This is a genomic window from Streptomyces sp. 150FB, from assembly GCF_000818195.1.
In the GTDB taxonomy this organism is placed as follows: domain Bacteria; phylum Actinomycetota; class Actinomycetes; order Streptomycetales; family Streptomycetaceae; genus Streptomyces.
Map to the genome: position 1 here is coordinate 8,539,646 of NZ_JTHL01000001.1, position 3,834 is coordinate 8,543,479.

At 66.9% G+C, this 3,834-nt stretch carries 3 protein-coding genes; 2 read left to right on the top strand and 1 reads right to left on the bottom strand.

Going from position 1 to position 3,834, the window contains the following annotated elements:
* Positions 1–371: hypothetical protein (locus QR77_RS47145; RefSeq protein ID WP_052489336.1), on the top strand; the 371-nt coding region annotated here is incomplete at its 5' end.
* A 139-nt stretch (positions 372–510) separates the two neighbouring features.
* Here QR77_RS47145 and QR77_RS36640 read toward each other — a convergent pair.
* A complete protein-coding gene (locus tag QR77_RS36640) occupies positions 511–2,901 on the bottom strand; it encodes a discoidin domain-containing protein (RefSeq protein WP_040026284.1) in 2,391 nt (796 codons plus the stop codon).
* A 266-nt stretch (positions 2,902–3,167) separates the two neighbouring features.
* On the opposite strand from QR77_RS36640, the gene QR77_RS36645 reads away from it, so the two are divergent.
* Positions 3,168–3,834, top strand: a 667-nt coding sequence (locus QR77_RS36645; RefSeq protein WP_063798122.1) for a (Fe-S)-binding protein, incomplete at its 3' end; no start/stop codon positions are given.

Sequence of the window (3,834 nt, forward strand, 5' to 3'; positions counted from 1 at the left end):
CTGCTTCCGGTACGGCCGTCGCCGGTACGGAGCCGAACGACCGCTACACGGGGGAGCAGGTCCACACCTTCATCGAGGACTTCTACGGTGAGCACGGACCCGGCGACTTCGCACGGAAGTACGGCATCTCCCCGTACCTGGCGCAGCGGGTCAAGGACGCCGACGGCTTCGACCTGCTGCTGTGCGCGCAGAACACTCCGACCTCCATCGATGTCGGCCCCGCGGTGACGGCGCAGTCCGCCGGCGTCGGCTGGGCCGAGGTGACGGCGCACTGGGGCGGCGACGGCGCGTCCACCACCACCTTCACGGCGTACGTGGACCTCGACGCGACCCGTACGATCCAGCTCGTCGACGTCTCCTGCGACGCCTGAGCCGCCGTCAGCGATCCCCGTAATCCGAGCGCTTCCAGGGCTCTCCTGGCGCTCTCGGAGTGGCGCGGAACACCGACAGCAGTGCGGGCCCGACCTTCGCGGCCGGGCCCGCACGCGTATGTCCGAGAGCGCGACGCTACTAGCTCGTGTACGCCTCGAACTCGGAGATCTGCGCGGCCGGCCAGCCTGTGTTGGCCGTGACGTTGAGCCGCAGGTAGCGGGTCGACGTGCCGGGCAGGCTGATCGTCACGGTGTTGCCGCTCGACGGGTTGAACGTGTATCCCGCCGAGGCCTTGAGGGTGGTGAAGGTGGAGTTGTCCGTGCTTCCCAGCACGCTCAGCGTCTGCGTGCGGGTTGCCCACGCGGTGGCCGGGGGAAGCTTGAGTACCACTCGCTTGACGGCCTTCGCAGCGCCGAGGTCCACGGTGATCGTCTGCGGGAAGGCGTTGTTTCTGCTCTCCCAGTAGGTGCTGGCGTTTCCGTCGACCGCGTTGCCGGAGCCGTAGACATCGGCGTGGCCGGACTCGGCGGTGGGACGGCCCTGGGCGAGGTTGCCCGTGTCGGCGGGCGGCGTCGTCGGCGGGTCCGTCGGCGGCGTGGTGGGCGGGTCGGTCGGCGGGGTCGTGGGCGGGTCCGTGGGCGGGTTGGTGCCGCCCTGCGGTACGCCGCCGTTGGTCCACACCGGGGTCGGCCAGGTGCCGGTGCAGACCGGCGGGTCCGAGAACCAGCCCGAGTTGCCCGTGCCCTGCGTGATCTGGAAGCCGGATCCTATGCAGTTGTGGATCGGGTTGGGCTGCGCGATGTGCGTGGCCTTGACGTTGGTGAACGAGGCCGTGCCCGGCGCCTGGATCTGAAGCGCGTACGTACCGGCTCCGTCGATCCTGATGTTGTTGAAGTGCAGCCCGTTCGTCGCGCCCTCGATCAGGTGGATCGCGGCGTAGGAACTGTCCAGGATCTCGCTGTCCGTGATGTTGATGTTGCCGTTGATCGGCTCGTTGAGACCGCTGAACCAGACGGCACCGACACCGAACTGCCAGTTGAAGTCGTTGTTGCCGGTACGGATCAGGGTGTTGCGCGCGGCGGTGGTGGTGCCGGAAACCGCCGTTCCCTGACCTGAGTTGACTCCCGGATAGCGGTTGGCGATATGCAGGCCGCCGCCGTTGGTGATGGTGTCGGCCATCACATTGTCCGAGATGGTGATGTCCTTGCCACCGTACGTGACGATGTTGTTCGCCAGAATCGGCAGAATCACCGTGTTGAAGGTGAATTTGTTGTTGACGTTGGGAACGGACTCCGCCCACATGGCCAGGCCGTCGTCACCGGTGTTGCGTACGAAGGTGTTGGTGACGGTGGAGTTGGTGACGCCCATATGGAAATTGACGCCGTCAGCGGTCTGGTCGAGAATCCGGCTGTTCTTGATGGTGAAGTTGTTCATCGGGCCGTCCATCCACGCCCCGACCTTCGTGTGCTGCATCCACACGTTGTCGACCGTGGAGTCGGACATCGCGCCACCGATGGCGTTGACCTGATCGTTGTCCTCGCGCTCGCGGATGTCACCGAGGATGGCGAAGTTCTTCAGTGTGACGTTCTTGCTGCCGCCCGCGTTGGCGTACTTGCCGTACACACCGACAGCCTTGGCGCGGTTGGACGGGTCACGTCCGGTCAGCACGCTGTACCAGGGGCCCGCACCGGCCAGGGTGACCTGGTCGACGACGATGTGGTCGCGGACCTGGAAGGTTCCCTGCGGGATGTAGACCTGCTTGCCCTGGGTCCGGCCCGCGTCGACGGCCGCCTGGATCTTGGCGGTCGAGTCGGCGGCTCCCGTCGGGTCGGCGCCGAAGTCGCTCACCACGTCGAGCGCGCCGGACGGCTTGGCGATCGGGGCGCCCACCGTCTCGAAGTCGGCGAGGTCGATGGTGAACGTCGGTGACGCCGAGGTCGAGGCGACCTGGAGGCGGATCTTCGTTCCGGCCGGCAGTGTCGAGCCCAGCAGGGTGCGGGTCTCGTCGTAGAAGTGGTGCGGGTTGGTGTCACCGGGGTTGTTGTTGAACGGATAACCCCCGTAGTACCAACTGTACTGAGAGGTCACCGGCACACTCTTGAGCTGGTTGCCGTTGACCTTCAGGTCGATGGCCGCGGTGCGCCCCTTGCCGTCCGAGGTGTCGGGCAGCGAGTAGCGGAACGACATCGCGTTCGCCGGCGCGGAGAGCGTGAACTCCACGTACTCACCGGCGGCGTCGAGCGTCACGGCCTGTCGTCCCGAGGCCTCCGACGGCAGGTGGCCGTAGAGACGGTCGGGGCCGATCAAGGTGCCGTTGGTGGCGGCGTATTCGGCCTCCTGTTCCTTGAACGGCACGCTCGCGCCGCGGCCGGGAACGTTGAGCGGTGAGGGAGCGGGGACTGCCGCCGCTTGCGCGGCGGGTGCGGTCGACAGCACCACCGCTGCGGCCGTCCCGGCCACGGCGAGGGCGAGTGAAACCGATGCGGATATGCCGCGGCGGAGCAAGCGGCGTCGAGGGGGAGGTGTCACAGACATACGTCCTTGCGGCTCGTGGGGACTCTGCGGACGCGAAAAGGCTAGAAGTGAGACCGCAGGAAGTCTATGAATCTGCGCAAATTTTGAAGGCAAAAGTAAAAATCTTCGACCCGTGCGGGAGCATGTAGTGGTGCAAACCGGATTCGAGTCGTCAACTTCCCCACGGCGCAACGGGGTTGAGGCAGCTCCTCGGCGGGGCGGCGCCACATCGGGGACGGCGGGTCTTACGCGTACCGCTGCCCGCGACATATGCTCCGCCCATGCGCGTCGCTCTCTTCGTCACCTGCGTCAATGACGCCGTGTATCCGTCCACCGGGGTCGCGACAGTGCGTCTCCTCGAACGTCTCGGTGTCGACGTCGACTTCCCGGAAGCACAGAGCTGCTGCGGGCAGCCACAGTTCAACACCGGCTACCGCAAGGAGACCGAGCCCCTGGTACGGCGTACGGTGCGGGCCTTCGAGGGCTACGACCATGTGGTGACGCCGTCCGGGTCCTGCGCGGCGATGATCCGCCGGCACTACCCGGAGTTCGGCGGCGAGGCCACCGCGTCCCTCGCCTCCCGTACGTACGAGCTGACCGAGTTCCTGGTCGACGTGCTGGGCGTGACGGACGTGGGGGCCTACTTCCCGCACACTGTCACCTACCATCCGTCCTGCCACGGGCTCCGGCTGCTGGGACTCGGCGACCGGCCCCGGCAACTGCTGCAAGCGGTGAAGGGCCTCGAACTGCGCGAACTGCCGGGCGCCGACGAGTGCTGCGGCTTCGGCGGCACCTTCGCCGTCAAGAACGCGGACGTCTCGGCGGCGATGGGCCAGGACAAGGTCAGCAGCGCCGTCTCGACCGGCGCGGAGGTCCTGTGCGGCGCCGACAACTCCTGCCTGATGCATATCGGAGGCGTCATGAGCCGTGAGAAGGCGCCACTGCGCG